This window comes from Halomonas salsilacus (assembly GCF_051216275.1).
Taxonomy (GTDB): domain Bacteria; phylum Pseudomonadota; class Gammaproteobacteria; order Pseudomonadales; family Halomonadaceae; genus Halomonas.
Genome location: NZ_JBPKAQ010000006.1, coordinates 63,173 through 79,988, shown reverse-complemented (window position 1 = coordinate 79,988; position 16,816 = coordinate 63,173). Strand labels below are relative to the sequence as shown.

The 16,816-nt window shown below is 69.5% G+C and carries 15 protein-coding genes; 9 read left to right on the top strand and 6 right to left on the bottom strand.

What is annotated here, in order from left to right:
- The first annotated feature begins 3 nt into the window (after positions 1 to 3).
- Positions 4 to 1,983 (top strand): M1 family metallopeptidase, encoded by a 1,980-nt coding sequence (locus tag ACR80S_RS10250; RefSeq protein WP_435399148.1) that lies wholly within the window; start codon positions 4 to 6, stop codon positions 1,981 to 1,983.
- A 108-nt stretch (positions 1,984 to 2,091) separates the two neighbouring features.
- The gene (locus tag ACR80S_RS10245; protein WP_435399538.1) at positions 2,092 to 2,484 is read left to right on the top strand and encodes a glutaredoxin family protein; all 393 of its coding nucleotides are present in this window, start codon (positions 2,092 to 2,094) and stop codon (positions 2,482 to 2,484) included.
- Between the two features lie 59 nt (positions 2,485 to 2,543).
- On the opposite strand, the gene ACR80S_RS10240 is transcribed toward ACR80S_RS10245, so the two are convergent.
- Genes ACR80S_RS10240 through ACR80S_RS10220 form a run of 5 tightly spaced genes read right to left on the bottom strand, consistent with a single transcriptional unit; the run spans position 2,544 to position 9,609 of the window.
- Complete coding sequence (locus tag ACR80S_RS10240; RefSeq protein ID WP_435399149.1) at positions 2,544 to 3,542, bottom strand: ABC transporter ATP-binding protein; 999 nt, start codon at positions 3,540 to 3,542, stop codon at positions 2,544 to 2,546.
- Positions 3,535 to 4,554: an ABC transporter ATP-binding protein gene (locus ACR80S_RS10235; protein ID WP_435399150.1), complete on the bottom strand. Its 1,020-nt coding sequence runs from the start codon at positions 4,552 to 4,554 to the stop codon at positions 3,535 to 3,537. Before ACR80S_RS10235 ends, ACR80S_RS10240 begins: the two co-directional genes overlap by 8 nt.
- Entirely contained in the window at positions 4,554 to 5,906 is a 1,353-nt protein-coding gene (locus ACR80S_RS10230) for an ABC transporter permease (protein WP_435403127.1), read from the bottom strand. The genes ACR80S_RS10235 and ACR80S_RS10230 overlap by 1 nt, the downstream gene beginning before the upstream one ends.
- Complete coding sequence (locus tag ACR80S_RS10225) at positions 5,903 to 7,030, bottom strand: ABC transporter permease (protein ID WP_435399152.1); 1,128 nt, start codon at positions 7,028 to 7,030, stop codon at positions 5,903 to 5,905. Before ACR80S_RS10225 ends, ACR80S_RS10230 begins: the two co-directional genes overlap by 4 nt.
- Positions 7,027 to 9,609 (bottom strand): ABC transporter substrate-binding protein, encoded by a 2,583-nt coding sequence (locus tag ACR80S_RS10220; RefSeq protein WP_435399153.1) that lies wholly within the window; start codon positions 9,607 to 9,609, stop codon positions 7,027 to 7,029. Before ACR80S_RS10220 ends, ACR80S_RS10225 begins: the two co-directional genes overlap by 4 nt.
- A 160-nt stretch (positions 9,610 to 9,769) precedes the next feature.
- Between ACR80S_RS10220 and ACR80S_RS10215 the strand changes: the two genes are divergently transcribed.
- Both ACR80S_RS10215 and ACR80S_RS10210 read left to right on the top strand, forming a co-directional pair.
- A complete protein-coding gene (locus ACR80S_RS10215; RefSeq protein WP_435403126.1) occupies positions 9,770 to 11,518 on the top strand; it encodes a chloride channel protein in 1,749 nt (582 codons plus the stop codon).
- A complete protein-coding gene (locus ACR80S_RS10210) occupies positions 11,511 to 12,644 on the top strand; it encodes an extracellular solute-binding protein (RefSeq protein ID WP_435403125.1) in 1,134 nt (377 codons plus the stop codon). Before ACR80S_RS10215 ends, ACR80S_RS10210 begins: the two co-directional genes overlap by 8 nt.
- A gap of 24 nt (positions 12,645 to 12,668) precedes the next feature.
- Here the strand turns inward: ACR80S_RS10210 and ACR80S_RS10205 are convergent, their stop codons facing one another.
- A complete protein-coding gene (locus tag ACR80S_RS10205) occupies positions 12,669 to 13,886 on the bottom strand; it encodes a methyltransferase (protein ID WP_435403124.1) in 1,218 nt (405 codons plus the stop codon).
- Positions 13,887 to 14,043: 157 nt separating this feature from the next.
- On the opposite strand from ACR80S_RS10205, the gene ACR80S_RS10200 reads away from it, so the two are divergent.
- The 5 genes from ACR80S_RS10200 (at position 14,044) to ACR80S_RS10180 (ending at position 16,798) form a co-directional block, all read left to right on the top strand.
- Positions 14,044 to 14,367 (top strand): hypothetical protein, encoded by a 324-nt coding sequence (locus ACR80S_RS10200; protein WP_435399157.1) that lies wholly within the window; start codon positions 14,044 to 14,046, stop codon positions 14,365 to 14,367.
- 104 nt (positions 14,368 to 14,471) lie between these two features.
- Positions 14,472 to 14,750: a peptidylprolyl isomerase gene (locus ACR80S_RS10195; RefSeq protein ID WP_435403123.1), complete on the top strand. Its 279-nt coding sequence runs from the start codon at positions 14,472 to 14,474 to the stop codon at positions 14,748 to 14,750.
- 149 nt (positions 14,751 to 14,899) lie between these two features.
- Complete coding sequence (locus ACR80S_RS10190; RefSeq protein ID WP_435399159.1) at positions 14,900 to 15,106, top strand: DUF6494 family protein; 207 nt, start codon at positions 14,900 to 14,902, stop codon at positions 15,104 to 15,106.
- A complete protein-coding gene (locus tag ACR80S_RS10185) occupies positions 15,099 to 16,040 on the top strand; it encodes an ABC transporter ATP-binding protein (protein ID WP_435403122.1) in 942 nt (313 codons plus the stop codon). The genes ACR80S_RS10190 and ACR80S_RS10185 overlap by 8 nt, the downstream gene beginning before the upstream one ends.
- Positions 16,037 to 16,798 carry an ABC transporter permease gene (locus tag ACR80S_RS10180; RefSeq protein ID WP_290907138.1) on the top strand — a complete coding sequence of 254 codons (762 nt, stop codon included), beginning with the start codon at positions 16,037 to 16,039 and terminating at the stop codon, positions 16,796 to 16,798. The genes ACR80S_RS10185 and ACR80S_RS10180 overlap by 4 nt, the downstream gene beginning before the upstream one ends.
- Positions 16,799 to 16,816: the final 18 nt, after the last annotated feature.

The following is a 16,816-nucleotide window of genomic DNA, read 5'->3' as shown; positions in this document are numbered from 1 at the left end:
ACCATGGCGACGCTGCGCCTGCCTCGCCGTCGTTCGGCCCTGGCCTGGGTATTGCTCGCCGCGGTGCTGGCCGCTCCCGCCTGGGCGGCGGTGCCCGGCTCGGCGCGCCAGATGACGCTGCACCTCGACCCCGCCGAACGCTTACTGGCCGGCGAACTGGTCCAACCGCTGCCCGCAGGTGGGCGCTTCGCGCTGCTCGATGGCCTGTCGGTCAGCGCGGCCCGCTGTGGCGAGCAGCCGCTTGAGCTGGCACGGGACACAGACGGCCGCTGGGTGGTCCCGGCCTGTTCGGCGCCGACGATCACCCTGAGCTGGCAGGGCAGGCTCGAGAGGCCGAGTCGGGAGCAACGTCATGCCGTCGGCGAGGCTGGCACCTTCCTGCCCACCCGCGGCGAGTGGTATCCCCATCTGGTGGATGACGCCGGTCCACTGAGGCTGGAGATTCACACCCCGCCGGGCCAGCGGGCGGTGGCCAGCGGCTCGCTGGTGGAAGAACAGGCGACGGCGGACGGCAGGCTCGCCCGCTTCCACCATCCCCGCACCCGGGAGGTGGAGGTCGCCACCGGCCCCTGGGCGCTGCGCGACCGCGACGTGAACGGCGTGACCCTGCGCGTGCTCTTTCCCGAGGCGCTGGACGCCGCCCTCGGCGAGACCTACCTGGAACGGGCGGCGTACCACCTGGCTGCCTTCCAGGCCCGGCTGGGGCGCTTTCCCTTCGACAGCTTCAGCATTGCCGCCTCGCCGGCGCCGGTGGGGGTCGCCTTTCCCGGCTTCACCCTTCTGGGAGAGCGCGTGATTCCGCTGCCCTTCGTCCCCGACACCTCCCTGCCCCACGAGATCATGCACGCCTGGTGGGGCGCCGGGGTGCAGGTCGACGTAGCGAGCGGGAACTGGGCCGAGGGGCTGACCACCTACCTGGCCGACCACGCCGTGGCCGAGGCCAGCGGCGAGGATGCCGCGCTGCGCCGGGGCTGGCTGCTCGACCTGGCGTCACTGCCCGCCAGCCGTGACGCGGCACTGCGCGACTTCCGCGGCGGCCCCGACCCCGCCGGCCGCCTGATCGGCTACCAGCACGGCGCCCTGCTCTTCCATGGGCTGCGCCAGCGGCTGGGAGATACCACCTTCGACGCCGCCCTGGGCACCTTCGCCGAGCGCTGGATGCACCGGTCCGCGGGCTGGCAAACGCTGGAGGCCACCTTCAGCGAGGCGGCCAGCGAGGACCTCGCCCCCTTCTTCGCCGCTTGGCGCGACCGCCCCGGCCGCCCCGAGCTCGCCCTGGAAGTGGTGCGGTTCGAGCCCAGCCCCCGCGGCGGCTGGCTGCACGGCGTGCTGGTCCAGCGCGGCGCGCATGCCCCCTGGCCGCTGGACGTGCCCCTGGTGGTGGAGACGGGCGAGGAGACGGTCACACTGATCCAGCGCATGGACATCGAGCGCCAGCCCTTCGCGGTCTTTCTCTCGGCCAGGCCACTGTCCGTTGAGGTGGACCCGGACGCCCATCTGCTGCGCCATCCCGTAGCGCGGCCCAGCGTGCTGCGCCGGCTGCTGCTCGACCCCCAGACGCGGCTCCTGGCCCTGACGCCGGGCCGGGCAGCGGAGCTGGAAGGGCTGGCCCGGCGCGCCCTGGGCTTCCGGCTCGAGGCACTGTCCGACGATGTGGCACTGGGTACCGGGCGGGACGCTGCTGCGCCGCTGCTGGTGGTCGGCACCAGCGACGAGATCATCGAGTGGCGCCAGAGCCAGGGCCTCACCGCCCCGCCGCAGGAAGGACTGGAGCGGGCCGGCCGGGCAAGGGTCTGGATGCACCCCGATGACCCCATCGGCCTGCTCAGCGGCGACGACTCCGAGGCGTTGGCGATGCTCGCCACCCGCTTGCGCCACCACGGCCAGCGCAGCCACCTGGTGCTGGGCGAGGACGGCGAGACCCGCGACGCCGGCACCTGGCCGACGGACGAGAATCCGCTCCGGGTGGAGTTCACTGACTAGGTCAGACAGAGGCCAACCACCAGTGAGGGACGCCGGGGATGGCCAGTCGCGCCCCAGGCAGGCATCATGGGCGCCGTTTCCTGCAACGTTCCCGAGGTCAATCACCCGATGCGAATCATTATCCGCACCTTCTTTCGCGGCCTGCGCCTGGTGCTGGCACCGGTCGTGCTGATCGCCGAGAAGCTCTCCACCCCGACGTCCATCGCACGCACTCCCGAGCAGCAGGCCGAGGTCGACCGCGCCTGCGAGAACCTCGCCCTGTACCAGTTCCGCACCTGTCCCTTCTGCGTCAAGGTGCGCAAGGAGATCGCCCGCCTGGGCCTGCCGATCGAGGTGCGCGACGCCCAGCTCGACCCCGAGCATCGCAAGGCCCTGGCCGAGGGCGGTGGGCGCGTCAAGGTTCCTTGCCTGAAGATCACCCAGGACGACGGCCGCGAGGAGTGGCTCTACGAATCCGACGCCATCAACGCCTGGCTGCACCAGCGCTTCGGCCAAGCCTAGAGACAGCACGAGCTTCTTGCGTCTCCGGGGGCAGGCGCTTCGAGACGTCAACGAATCGGTTATCCGCCCTGGCGGCTCGGGTCGACCAGCCAGCAGGCGGCGCTGTGGCCCGGGCGCGGCGTGAAGTCCGGGGGCATCTCCCGATCGCATAGCCCCTCCATGGCCCAGTCGCAGCGCGGGTGAAAACGGCAGCCGGCCGGCGGGTCGATCAGGCTCGGCGGCTCGCCGCCGGGCACTTCGCGCAGGCGGGTGGCGTTGGCGGCGTCCGGGTCGGAGAGTGCGGCCAGTAGTGCCCGGGTATAGGGGTGCCGGGGCGCGTCGAGCAGTTCGTCCACCGGGGCGCGCTCCACCACCTTGCCGGCGTAGAGCACGAAGATGCGCTCGGCGTAGTGGCGCACCGTGGCCAGGTCGTGGGTGACGAAGGCCAGGGTCAGCCCCCGCTCGCGCTGAATGCCCCGCAGCAGCTCCAGGATCTCCACCCGCACCGAGGCGTCGAGCATCGACACCGGCTCGTCGGCGATCACCAGCACCGGTTCGAGGATCAGCGCCCGGGCGATCACCACCCGCTGCTGCTGGCCGCCGCTGAGCATGTGAGGAAACTTGCCCAGGACCTCCTCCACCGGCGTCAGCCGCACCTCCGCGAGGGCCGCACGGATGCGCCGTTCGCGCTCGGCGCGATTCTTGACGCCGTGCACCTTGAGCGGCTCGGCCAGGATGTCCCGCACGTCCAGGAAGGGCGGCAGCGCGCCGAAGGGGTCCTGCTGCACGTAGCCCACCCGGGCCCGGTACGCCTTGAGCGCGCCACCCGTCAGGCCGGCAAGAGACATCCCCTCGAAGCGCACCTCGCCCAGAGTCGGGCGATGCAGGCCCAGCAGGGTGCGCACCAGGGAGCTCTTGCCGCAGCCGCTCTCGCCGACGAAGGCCACCGCCTCGCCCCGGGCCAGGGTAAAGCTCACGTCGTCCACGGCGCGCACCGCTCCCACCCGCAGGAAGCCCCACTGGCGCAGCTCGAACCAGGTGTGCAGGCCACGTGCCTCCACCAGCGGCGTATCAGCCATGTCCACCTCCCCCGCTCGGCGCATGCAGCCAGCAGCGCACCCGATGACGGCTCTCGGTTGCCCCTTCACCCACCCCATCGAGGGCGCCCCCTCCCGGATCAAACGCCGGGGGCGGCTCGGCGCAGCGGACGAACCGTTCGGGGCAGCGCGCAGCAAACCGGCAGCCGCTCGGCGGGTCGAGCAGGCTCGGCGGCTGCCCGGGAATGGCCCGCGGTCGCTCGCGTTCATGAAGCCGCGGCACGCTCTTCATCAGCAGCCGCGAATAGGGGTGGGCCGGCTCGCCGAAGAAGCGCGCCGCGCTGCAGGCCTCCACCAGCTCGCCGGCATACATCAGCGCCACCCGGTTAGCCAGCTCGCTGGAGGTGGCCACGTCGTGGGTGATCAGGATAAAGCTGGTTCCAAGGTCACGTTTCAGCGCTTTCAGGACGTTCATGATCGCCGCCTGGGTCAGCACGTCCAGCGCCGAGGTGGGCTCGTCGAGGATCACCAGCTCCGGCTCCGCCACCAGCGCCATGGCCAGTACCGCCCGCTGGCGCATGCCGCCGGAAAGCTCGAAGGGGTAGCGGGCCATGAAGTCCAGCGGCAGCCCCACCCGCTGGAACACCTCGGCGGCACGCTCGAGCGCCCGGCGCCTGGGCCAGCGCTTCAGTTCGCGCAGCGGCTCGGCCACCTGCTCGCCCACCTTCACCACCGGGTTAAGGGCGTTCATGGAGGCCTGCATCACCAGGGCCATGCGCGACCACTGCACCTCGCGACGAAAGCGCTCGTCGGAAAGCTCGCTGATCGGGGTATCGCCCAGGCTGACTCGGCCGCCGTGGTGGGCCAGGTTGCGCGGCAGCAGGCGCATCAGCGCCCGGGCCAGCGAGCTCTTGCCGCAACCCGACTCGCCGAGGATCACCAGCGCCTCGCCACGCTGCACGTCGAAGCTCACTCCATCCACGGCACGCACCGCGCCCCCGCGGGTGCGGTAGTGTAGGGCCAGATCCTCGACTTTGAGCAGGGTGTCCGCCATCACAGGCTCCTCAGGCGTGGATTGAAGACCCGATCCAGTGCGAAACCGAGCATGGCGAAACCCAGGCCGGTGAGCATCAGCAGGATCGCCGGGGCCACCACCCAGTAGACGTAGCCGTTGTAGAGCGCGCTCTGGGACTGGGCATCGTTGAGTACCTTGCCCCAGGTGGGCAGCTCGGGATCGCCCAGGCCCAGCACCGCGAGCGACGCCTCCAGAAATACGAAGGTGGGGATGAGGGTCACGAAGGTGGGAATCAGTACCGGCAGGATGCGCGGCAGCATGTAGCGCCATACGATGCGCAGATCCGAGGCGCCGTAGGCCAGCGCCGCCTCGATGTAGGATGCCTCGCGGATTGGCAGCAGCATGGCGCGGTAGGTCTTGATGCCGGCGCTGAAGATGCCCAGCAGCACCACGACCCCGAGCATCAGCCAGATGCTGGTGGAGTAGAGGGTACCCACCATCACCAGAATCGGCAGCACCGGCAGGATCATGTTGACCTCGGTGAGGCGCTGGATCGCCGCGTCCACCCAGCCGCGGTACCAGACCCCGACGGCGGCGATCACCAGGGTGGTGAGGGTGGTACCCACCGCGGCGATCAGCCCGAAAGCCAGCGCCACCGGCGTACCCCACAGCAGCGCCAGGCTGAGATCGCGGCGCTGATGGTCAGTGCCGGCGATCCCATGAACCCGCCCATAGAGCACCAGTTCGGCCTCGATCCCGGCCTGCTCGTCGAACACCACGGCGTCGAGCAGCAGCCGATAGCGTCCTTGGCGCACCTCGGGCTCGGCCGGCGTGCTTGCCTGATCGCCGGGGTCGGCCAGCAGGCCGATATGCGGCGCCAGACCGCCCAGGCGACGCTCCAGGCTGCGGTCCTGGGAAAGCGAGATGCGCTCCTGGTGGCCGATTCGATACCCCCCCAGGGCGATCTCGCGGCCGTCCGGCGCCTGCCACAGCAGCCTGACGAAGGGCGTACGGGCATGGCCCTCGGCAGTGAGGAAGAGGTTGATTTCGCTGGGGAAGCCGCCATAGGCATAGTCGAACTCCAGCGGAATCTGCAGCCGCCGCCCGCCCGGGAAGGGCGCCTCCTCCACCTCGGCATCGCGGCTGGCCACCACCAGGGTACGGGCGGCGTTGCCGCCGCGCAGGCGGTCGACCCAGGCGGGTGAGGCGTTGACCGGGTGGCGCTGCCACATCTCGCCGCCCCGCCAGCGCTCCAGGGCCTCGCCGTAGGGAATCACCACCAGAGTGGTGAGGGCCACGCCGCTGAGCAGCAGGATGATCATCATTCCCACCAGGGCCGAGGGGTAGCGCGCCAGCTCCCGCCAGGCCCTGCGCTCCATCACGATGCTCATCGGCGACCTCCCTGGATCCGAACCCGCGGGTCGAGCAGCGCATAGAGGATATCAAGCAGGAACACCGTGCCCGCCAGCAGGTAGGCGAAGATCACCACCCCGCCGATGATCACCGGGGTGTCGCGGTGGCCGATGGCCTGGAACAGCAGCGAGCCGAGCCCGGGCCAGTTGAACACTTGTTCGAGGATGATCGCCCCGCTCCACAGGCCGATCAGCATCAGCAGGAAGCTGGTGATGATCGGCGCCAGGGCCGGGCGCAGGATGTAGCGCCGCTCGATGCGACGGGACGACAGCCCTTTGGCGCGCGCCATCTCCACGTAGTCTTCACTCGAATGGATCAGGAAGAAGGTCCGCCAGGCGTAGATGGAGACGAAGATCGAGGAGAGGAACATGGCCGCCACCGGCAGCAGCATGTGCCGCACCAGGCTGGCGGCGTATTCGAGCCGGCTCTCGGGGGGCGGTGCCGTAACCATGCCACCGGCGGGCAACAGCGGGAACAGGAAGGCCAGCAGCAGGATCAGGAAGATACCGTAGAACCAGCCCGGCGCGGCGGAGCTCGGCGCAAGGGCGATCACCGTCCGGTCCAGGGCGCTGCCGTAATGCCGCGACAACCGCAGGGAGGCGAACACCGCGGTGAAGAAGACCAGCAGATTGGCGGTGCCGAAGAGCAGCAGGGTCGCCGGCAGGCGCTCGGTGATGATGTCGCGCACCTCCCGGGAGCCGCGATCGCTGTGCATCTGCTCGGCGCGACCCAGGTCCAGGCTCATGGCGCGCTGCAGGTAGTCCAGGCTGCGCACCACGAAGGGCTGGTCGAGTCGCAACCGCTCCACCTCCAAGGCCACCTGGCGGGCCACCAGGGCGTTGCGCTCCTCGCCGGGCATGTCGAAGAAGGCCGGATCGGCTCGCACCGACTCGACCACCTCGCTTCTGATCTGCACCAGGCGCAGCTCGTCCACCTGGCCGCCCATGTTGGCCACCAGGATGGTCAGGTAGACCCCCACCAGCACCGTGACCAGCAGCGCCGCCAGGCGCTTGATGGCGAAGAGCAGCAGATGGCTCAGGTCGCGCAGGCGGGCGCGGCGCAGGGAGGGCGGCCGCGGTTCGGCCGAGGCATCGGGCTTCATCGCAGCACCTCCTCGCCGGGTGGCACGGTGGCGAACACATGGGAGGCGAAGGCCGGCAGCGCCACCCGGTAACTGGTTACCGCCAGTTCCAGGCTGTTGGCGCCGCTGCCGAGCGATGCAAGCGCCTCGGCATCCAGCAGCACCCGCCACTCGCCGTCGCCCAGCGACCTGGCCTCGCCGCGCTGTGCCAGCGTCCCCCGGCCATCGAAGAGCAGATAGCGCACCTCCTGAATCGCCTCCTCGGGATAGGGGGCGCCCTCCACGGTGACACTAAGGCGAAACGCCGCGGCCTCGCGCCCCTCGGCGCCGCCCGCGGCCACGGCGTTGGATCCGGGAGGATCGCCCGCCGCCACCACCAGGGGGCCATCCAGCACCAGCTCCGGGATGGGCGCTTTGCTCAGGCCGAGCCAGCGATCCGCCGGGTCGCGGTAGCCCTCGAAGCGGCGCAGCACCACGCTGCCCGCCACAGGGTGCACCGAGTGGAGCCGGTAGGGGCCGCTGCCCACCCAGAAGTGGCCGAAGGCCTCATGCCAGGCGGTGAGAGCTTCGAAGCGCCGCTCGCGCTCCCCTGGCGCCAGCCACTCGCCCAGGGCCACCTCGTAAGGCAGCTCCGCGGCCTCCCTGGCCTGCTCCAGCAGCCGCGCCAGCGCCGGCAGGCTGGGGCCGGCCACCAGGCTCAGCCAGTCGACTCGATGGCGGTCGGCCTTGTTGGAGGAAAAGGCCAGCTCGCCGCGGCGCTCGCCAAGGATCCCCAGCATCAGCACGTGCCACGGCAGCGGGCTTGGCGCCCGGGCGGCGACGATGCTCTCGGCATCGGGGAAGATCTGGTCGCTGTAGACCTCGATCACCAGAGGCTCGGTGGAGACGATCCTCCAGCCGCGAAAGTGGCGCCGAAAGGCCTCGAAGGTGGCCAGGTGGGCGGGGTCGAAGAGCGGACTCGTCTCGCTGGCGCGCTCGAAGTCGAGTATCCAGGGCAGCACGAAGTCCGCCGGCGTCAGCCAGGCGTTATCATGCCAGCGGCGGTCGAACAGATCGGCGTCGTAGTGGACCCGCACCCGGGTGCGCGCCGCAAGCCCATCGGGGTGGGCCTCCCCTGCGGTGATGAAGCGTCCATGGAGGGGGTCCCAGTCGACCCACGCCGCCTCGGGCACCGCAATTCGCGCCTCGCGGGTCACCTCCAGCCAGTCGAGGGTGCGCTCCACCGGCACGCCCTCCTCCACCGCCACCTCGGCGCGGGCGATGCGCTGGGGGTGGTAGAGCCCGGTATAGGGGTCGGGCAGCACCATCGGGTCCTGGGTGGCACGGGAGATCATGCGGTCGAAGGCCCAGTTGCTGCCGGCCACGAGGTTCCAGGGCTCGCCCAGCAGGCCCGGCAGCCCCACCACCATGCGCCCGCCGAGACGGTCGGTGTAGCGCAGGGTGTAGGGCCACAGCGCCGAGCCGGAGACCCCGCCGGCGAGGTCCACGGCCACCTCGACGTTGGCGGCCCGCGCCGAGGCGTTGAGCTGGTCCACCAGCCACACCCGGGAGGCGTCCTCCATGGCCAGCGAGAGGGCCTCGGCCATCATCGCCTGGCGCTCCGCCCAGTCCCGGTAGTCGCGCCGCGACAGCCGCTCGGCGAGCGCATCGAACTCAGGCGTTGGCCGGTAGGCCTGCCACAGTGGCTCGGCGCGCCCACGAGGCGTGTAGTAGAAGCTGAAGTTGTCGGCCTGGTCGCGCTGGATCGCAAGTGAGATCCAGGCGCCGGTGTAGAGATGCCAGTGACCCGCCGCGGGGTCCGTGGCGATCCACAGTCGCGAGGCCTCTTCGGCGGTGCGGTAGCGCCGCTCCACCTCGAAGCCGAGCTCCTGCAGCAGGTTGGCCAGGTAGTCCCCCACCCGGCGGCGCTCGTCCTCGGAGCGGATCAGCAGGCGCAGGCGCACCGGCTCGCCACGCCAGGTCCAGCGCCCGCCCTCACGCCGCGCGCCAAGCTCGTGCATGCCGGCATCGATCGCCACGCGGGCGCGCTCCGGGTCGTGGGCATAGCGCAGCTCCAACTCCCGGGCCACCTCAGCCAGGCGCGCATAGTCGGGAAAGGCGGTGGACAGAGGTAGCACTCTCGGCACGGCAAGGCCGCCATAGAACTCCTCGGCCACGTGGCGCCGGTCGATCAGCCAGTTGAGCGCCTCGCGGATCTCCGGCAGGGCGAAGGGGTTGAGGCTGCCGTCGTCGAGTTCCGGCCCGGCCGGGTTGAGGGTCAACTCGCTTGCGGTGCCGTAGGCCAGATCAACGTCGGCCCAGACGGAGTCGCGCAGCCGGTTGACCACCGTGGGACTGGAGATCCCCTGGCTGAAGAGCTGGTGGCTGCCCGACTCGATCAGGCCGGTGACCCGACCCAGGTCGGTCTCGCGCAGGAAGACAATCTCGTCGAGCAGCGCCCCGCTGCGCCGGGCCAAGGCCTCCCGGTCGAGTTCGACCTCCGGGCGCGGCGACTCGCTCCCGGGCCTCTGCCACCCCGGCTTGTCACCCGATGGCCACAGCGCCACGGTCACTGCCGCGACCAGCAGTAGAGCACTGATGCCCAGTCCCACGCCTCTCATGGTGTCATCCCTGCTCCCGACAAGGCTTCAGGCCTCCTACAGTGACCGAGCCGGGGCGCGAAAGGACAGACACGACGGATGGCGGATTTCAACGCTACCCAGCCGGTGGGACGGCCAGCAACAGTGGACCCGATCGCCACAGAGGCCTACACCTTGGGACATGACTCCCGATCCGACTCTCCCCGGCTGCGGCCCCCTGCCGGTGCTTCGCTTCCTGGGGCTGGTGCTGCTGGGCGCGGTGATCGGCGGGGTGGCCGCGCTGTTTGCGGCCGGCTTCGTGCGCAGCGTGCTGTGGCTCAACGAGCTGCTGCTGATATCCCCGCGCAGCCGGGTGATGCTCCCCTACCCGGGGCTTCTGGTGCTGGCCACGATCGCCGTACCATCCCTGGGCGGGCTGATCGTCGGCCACCTTCACAGCCGCATTCCCGAACGCCGCCCCCATACCCCCGCCGATGCCATCGCCGCGGTGCAGACACGCCGCGGTCGACTGCCGGCCCGCGCCGGGGGCATCACCGCGCTGAGCGCCTTGATATCCTTGGGCGCCGGCGCTTCGGTGGGCCAATACGGCCCCCTGGTCCACCTGGGCGCGACCCTGGGCTCGCTGGGGGCCCGATTGCTGCACCTGGGGCGTTCCGAGGACAACATCACCATCGCCTGCGGCGTTGCTGCGGCCATTGCCACCGCCTTCAATGCCCCGCTGGCGGGCATCATCTTCGCCCATGAGGTCGTGCTGCGCCATTATGCGCTGCGTGCCTTCGCGCCCATCGCCGCCGCCGCCATCGTCGGCCATGTGATCGCCACCCAGGCACTGGCCCAGGGTGCGCTCTTCCACGTCGCCGACACCGCGGTGCCAAGGGCCTGGGAATTCGGCCTCTTCGTCGCCATTGGCGGGCTCGGCGCCCTGGTTGCCGGCGCCTACATGCACGCCATCCTCGGTGTCGGCCGCCTGGCCAGCCGCCTGCCCCTGCGCGCAGAGCTGCGCCCGGCCCTGGCAGGCGCCATGCTCGGCACCCTGGCACTCTGGGTGCCTGACATCCTGGGCATGGGCCAGGAGACCCTGCGCTTCGCCACCATCCCCGGCGCTTTCGGCGGCGGCGAACTACTGCTGGTACTGATCCTCAAGCTGGCGGCCACTGCCCTGTGCCTGGGCATGGGCTTCAGCGGTGGCGTGTTGAGTCCCGCCCTGGTGATCGGCACGCTGTTCGGGGCGCTCTGCGGCACCCTGGTCGCCAGTATCAGCGGCGCGTCCCAGGAGACCTTCATCTTCTATGCGGTCTGCGGCATGGTCGCCGTCACCGCCCCGGTGATCGGCGCCCCGCTGACCAGCCTGCTGATCGTCTTCGAGCTGACCGGCAACTACGCGCTGACCACCGCCGCCCTGGCCAGCGTGACACTGGCCAGCCCCATCGCCGCCCAGCTGTTCGGCCGCTCACTGTTCGACATCCAGCTGCACGGTCGTGGCCTGGACCTCTCCTCGGGTCGCGACCGGGCCCTGTTGATGGACACGCCGGTGATCGACTTCATGACCCAGGACTGCGTCACCCTCTCCCCCGACGCCACCCTCGACGAAGCCATCACCACCCTGGCCCGGGAACGCCACAGCGAGGCTTATCTGGTGGATGAACGGGGCCGCTATCACGGCTGTGTGTCGCTGGCCGAGCTGGAAGCGGCCAGGCAGGAGGCGGGATTGCACCGGCGGACCCGTGGCTGCGTGGATCCGGAGCGCCCTACCCTGCGCCTCGGCTCCACCCTCTGGGAGGCCATGGCGCTACTCGAGGAGGTGACCGGTGAGGCCCTGGCCGTGGTGGATGAAGGCGTCTTCCGGGGCGTGGTCTACGAGGTACATATCGCCCATGCCTACCTCCACCAGAGCGACGCCCTGCGTCGCGAGGAGCACGGCCATGGCTAGGCGCCTGATCATCGCCCTGCTCCTGGGGTTGACCGCCTGGGGAACGAACGCATTCGCCGAACCGCTACGAGTGCTCAGCTGGGGTGGTGCCTACGAGGGCGCCCAGCAGGAGGCGCTGTTCGCCCCCTTCACGGAGCAGACCGGCCTCGCGGTAGACGTCCACCAATACGATGGCGGCCTCGAGGAACTGCGTCGTGCCGAGGCCGCCGGCGAAGCCCCCTGGGATGTCATCGACATGACCCGCAGTGAGGCCATGGCCGCCTGCCAGGAGGGGCTGCTGCAGCCTCTGCCTCTTGACCTGCCCGCCCCGGCGCCCGACGGCACCCCTGCCGAACGGGACTTCCTGCCCGGCGCCATCGGCGACTGCGCGCTCACCCACTCGCTCTTCGCCACCGTGGTGGCCTATCGCCCCGACGCCTTCCCGGGGCGGCGCCCCACGCGCATTGCCGACCTCTTCGACCAGCAGCGTTTTCCTGGGCCCCGTGCCCTGCAGCGCACCCCGGCGGTCAATCTGGAGTGGGCGTTGCTCTCCTACGGGGTGCCACGCGAGGAGCTCTACCGACTGCTCAGCACCCCGCGCGGGCTGCGGCTGGCTCTGGAGCGACTGGGTGAACTCGAGGAGACGCACTGGTGGGAGGCCGGCGACGAGTCGCCGCGCCTGCTCACCGAAGGCAAGGTGGTGATGGCCTCGGGCTACAACGGCCGCTTCTTCGATGCCATGGTCAACCAGGGGGAGCGCATCGAGATCCTCTGGGACGCTCAGGTCCAGGAGCACGAGACCTGGGCCATTCCTCGCCACGCCCGCCACCCGGAGGCGGCCCGGGCCTTCCTCCGCTTCGCCACCTCCACCGAGCGCCTCGTCGAACTGGCCCGGCGCATTCCCTATGGCCCGGCGCGCCGTTCGGCCACCCTCCAGGTCACCACCCACCCGGACAGCGACCTGGACATGCGCCTGCACATCCCCACCCATCCGCTGAATGCCGCAGGCGCCATCGTCAAGGACGAGGACTGGTACGCTCGCACTCGGTCACGGTTGGACGACTACTTCTCGGCCTGGCTGGAGGAACGGGAGCCGGCGGCTAGAAGGACAGTCCGGGAGGACCAAGACCGACTCGAAACGCCCTGAGAATCGGCCCGGCGTGGCTCAGACTCAGGCCGGCCTGGCCCGCAACAGCAGATTGCGCGGCGTCAGCGCTCGGGCGCAGAAGGTGCCGAGCTCCGCCGTGAAACCGGCCTCCTCGAGAAAGACCAGACGATCCAGCGCCAGCCATATCTCCAGGGGACGGCGGAACAGGTGGCGCACCAGTTCAAGCCGCGCCACCTCGGCCTGGCGCTCCCAGCCTGCCGCCTCGAGGCCGCTCCAGTCGATCCCCGCCGGCAGCACGATCCCCTTCTGCTGCGCCGCCCAGCGGCAGAACCCCTCGAAGGTCTCCGGCATCTGCCCGTAGGCGAGGCTCGGCACCGGCAGATAGGCGTCGACGCCACGCACGTCGCGCTGCAGCCGGTCGAAGCCCAGCCGCCAGGCCCCGGCCCGTTGGCGGTGGCGCTGCACCGCTCGGGGGGCGGTGACCGTCTCCTGCACGGCCAGCGCCAGGTCATCGCGCTCGAGCGCCAGGCCGTGGGCCTCGGCCAGGCTGCGACCAAGCCCGGAGAACGGCCGGTAGATGTCCTCCGTGGTGCGCTGGTAGCAGCAGGGCGCCAGGGTCACGGCGCTGCCCGCCTCCACGACGAGTTCCAGCAGCCGACGGTGCAGGTCGCCGCAGGCGTGCAGCGCCACCACCCGGGTGCGTGCGTCGAGCCAGCGCCCGGCGCCCTTGGCCATCACGTCCTGCTCCTGCAGCAACACCCGCGCGCCCTGCCGCTCGGCCATCGCTTGGCCCGCCTCGCACAGCGCCGGCTGCCACTCCAGGGCGGTCACCTCCATGGCATGGCGGTGCGACAGCGCCCGGGCCAGATGCCCCTTACCGGCGCACCACTCCACCAGGGACTCGCCCCCCGTAACCTCGACCCGAGGCAGAAAGGCCTGGATCTGGCACCACTTGCGCTCGCCAACGCCCTCTGCCCAGGCCTCGGGCAGCCCCTCGGCAAATCCTTCGGCAAGTGCCTCGCCCTGCCCCGCCAGCGACGTCAGGGTCACCAGCCGAGCCAGCTCCCCCACCGGCAGCCAGCCGGCCAGGGGAGAGTCAATGAAGGGGGCCTCCTGCAGGCGCACCACCTCGACGTCCGGCAGCGCCAGAAGGGCCTCGGCAAGCCCCGGCCAGCGACTTTGCCAGGGCAGCCGCGGATGCTGGAAGGGCAGGCAGCGCCACAGCGGCTGCCATTCGGCCAGCCGCTGGGCAAGCTGGGTAAAGCGCTCGGTGTGGGTCATCGGTCGGTTCGCATGAACGTACTCTCGCAGCCCGGGGTGAGCCCCCTGACCGCCATTGTGACATGGCGGGCGGCACAGGCGCGCCACGCGCCGCCGCTCGGATCGGTATGGTATAACCCGGCACCGGACTTTCATTATTGCCCACAGGGAGAATGCCATGGGTCGTTTCGTCGTCACTCTCGCGGTACTCGCCGGCCTGGTCTACGGCGGGCTCTATGTCTACTACGGCCACGCCGCACGTCAGGCCATCAAGGAGCAGCTGGAGGCCCGCGGGCTCACCGCCGTCGAGGTGGAAAGCCTCGACTACGGACTGCTTGCCCCGGTGAGCCAGGAGGCGGATATCGCCGTCAGAATCCGCTATCGCGGCGTTGATGCCACGCTGGATGTCCGCGTGATGGGCCATCCAGTCTTCTCGGATGAGGTTCGCCTGGAGCTCGACGGCCTGCAGGCCCTGCGGCTCAGCATCGGGTTGGGTGGCTGAGCCGTGGTGCCGGCCCTGCCCCTCGGGCAGGGGCATGCTATCCTCGCCGTGACCCGCCGGCAGTCTTGCCGGCACCCGAGAGCCAACCTTAACAGGAGACTTCCATGGCCAAGGCAACCGCGCGACATATTTTGGTAGACAGCAAGGAGAAGTGTGAGGCCCTCAAGGCCGAGATCGAGGGCGGCCGCGACTTCGCCGAGGTGGCCCGCGAGAACTCCAGCTGCCCCTCCAGCCGCCAGGGCGGCGACCTGGGCAGTTTCGGCCCAGGCCAGATGGTTCCTGAGTTCGATGAGGTGGTGTTCTCCGGCGAGTTGAATAAGGTGCACGGCCCGGTCAAGACCCAGTTCGGCTATCACCTGCTCGAGATCACCAGCCGCAGCTGATCGCCTGCCCCGCTGGTTAAAGCCGCCCAGGGTAGCCCCCTGAGCGGCTTTTTTCTTGTACATATACGGTAGATCCCACACCCCCTGTATCATTCGTCGAGTCGCGTTAGGATGGGAGACACCATCGAACATATCGGGAGACGGACAAAATGAACGACGAGACCTTTAAGGCGAGCATCCGCAAACTGCTGAAGACCGTGGGCGTTACCACCCAGCAGGAAATAGAGAAAGCGGTGCAGCAGGGCTTGGCCGAGGGTCATCTCAACGGCGACGAAACGCTGCCGGCCCGGGTCACCGTGGAGGTGGATGGCCTCAGCCTGGCCCTGGACTTCGACGGAGACATCACCCTTGAGTGACGCCCCGGTCATCGCCGTCGAGCGGCTCTCGAAGTCCTATGCAGGGGGCTTCGAGGCACTCAAGGAGATTAGCCTGGAGATCCGCCACGGCGAGATCTTCGCCCTGCTGGGCCCCAACGGGGCGGGCAAGACCACCCTGATCAGCGTGATCTGTGGCCTGGTCAACGCCACCTCCGGCCGAGTGCTGGTGGACGGTCACGACAACGTGCGCGAATTCCGCGCTGCTCGCGAGCGGATCGGCCTGGTCCCCCAGGAGCTGACCAACGAGGCCTTCACCACGGTGTGGGATACGGTGAGCTTCAGCCGCGGGCTGTTCGGCAAGGGCAAGAATCCGGCCCATATCGAGAAGGTACTGCGCTCGCTGTCACTGTGGGACAAGCGCAACAACCGCCTGATCACCCTCTCCGGCGGCATGAAACGCCGGGTGCTGATCGCCAAGGCACTGGCCCACGAGCCGGAGATCCTGTTCCTGGACGAGCCCACCGCGGGGGTCGACGTGGAGCTGCGTCGCGACATGTGGGAGGTGGTGCGGCAGCTGCGCAACAGCGGCGTGACCATCATCCTCACCACCCACTACATCGAGGAGGCCGAGGAGATGGCCGACCGCATCGGGGTGATCCGCCGCGGTGAGCTGGTGCTGGTGGAGGAGAAGCAGGCCCTGATGCGCAAGCTGGGCAGCAAGGAGTTGACCCTGCACCTGCGCGAGCCGCTGGAGGCGGTGCCGGACTCCCTCGCCCGCCATAAGCTGGCCCTGGCCGAGGAGGGCCACGCGCTGGTCTACACCTACGACGCCAACGTACCGGGCGAGGACCAGGCCGGCATCGCCGAGCTGCTCGCCGACCTGGAGGCCGCCGGCATCGGCTTCAAGGACCTGCACACCCGCCAGAGCTCCCTCGAGGAGATCTTCGTCAGCCTGGTCAAGGAGACGGCATGAACCTGCAGTCCGTGAAGACCCTCTATCAAGCCGAGATGGCCCGCAGCCTGCGCACCGTGCTTCAGAGCATCGTCTCCCCGGTGATCTCCACCTCACTCTACTTCGTGGTGTTCGGCGCGGCCATCGGCACGCGGATCAGCGAGGTGAACGGGGTCAGCTACGGCGCCTTCATCGTGCCGGGGCTGATCATGCTGATGCTGCTGACCCAGAGCGTCTCCAACGCCTCCTTCGGCATCTTCTTCCCGCGCTTCTCGGGCTCGATCTACGAGATCCTGTCGGCGCCCATCTCCTACTGGGAGATCGTGATCGGCTACGTGGGGGCGGCGGCCACCAAGTCGATCATTCTGGGGCTGATCGTGCTGGTCACCGCCCGGCTGTTCGTGCCCTACTCCATCGAGCACCCGCTGATGATGGTGCTGTTCCTGCTGCTCACCGCGGTGACCTTCAGCCTGCTGGGCTTCATCATCGGCATCTGGGCCGACGGCTTCGAGAAGCTGCAACTGGTGCCGTTGCTGGTGATCACCCCGCTGACCTTCCTCGGCGGCACCTTCTACTCCATCGACATGCTGCCACCCTTCTGGCAGGCGGTAACCCTGGTCAACCCGGTGGTCTACCTGGTGAGCGGCTTTCGCTGGAGCTTCTACGGCATCAGCGACGTCAGCCCGGTGGTCAGCCTCGGCATGATCCTGCTGTTTTTGACCGTGGCACTGGTGGTGGTGGAGCGGATCTTCCGCACGGGGTACCGGCTCAGACCCTAGATGACTGTTGGCATGGCA